We start from the raw sequence: 211 nt of genomic DNA, 5'->3' as shown, positions 1-211 counted from the left end.
CATCGGCGCTGAAAGGCTTAGCTTCCGGGTTCGGAATGTAACCGGGCGTTTCCCTAACGCTATGACCACCGAAACACTATGAAGTTGAACACCGGAACCCACTGAAACCAGGGGTTCTGACGGCTGTTCATTGCTTCAGAACAAACACAGTGGACGCGAGCAACTGAGGACAAGCCCTCGGCCTATTAGTACCAGTCAGCTCCACCCGTTA

At 53.6% G+C, this 211-nt stretch carries 1 rRNA gene; it reads right to left on the bottom strand.

Annotated elements, in window-relative coordinates:
- A 5S ribosomal RNA gene (gene rrf, locus ADK54_RS21290) occupies positions 1 to 73 on the bottom strand; the annotation flags it as partial.
- Between the last annotated feature and the right edge of the window lie 138 nt (positions 74 to 211).

Origin of the sequence: Streptomyces sp. WM6378 (genome assembly GCF_001279695.1) — a bacterium.
Classification (GTDB): domain Bacteria; phylum Actinomycetota; class Actinomycetes; order Streptomycetales; family Streptomycetaceae; genus Streptomyces.
The sequence above is the reverse complement of the archived record's forward strand: the minus strand, read 5'-3'. Positions and strand labels throughout refer to the sequence as shown.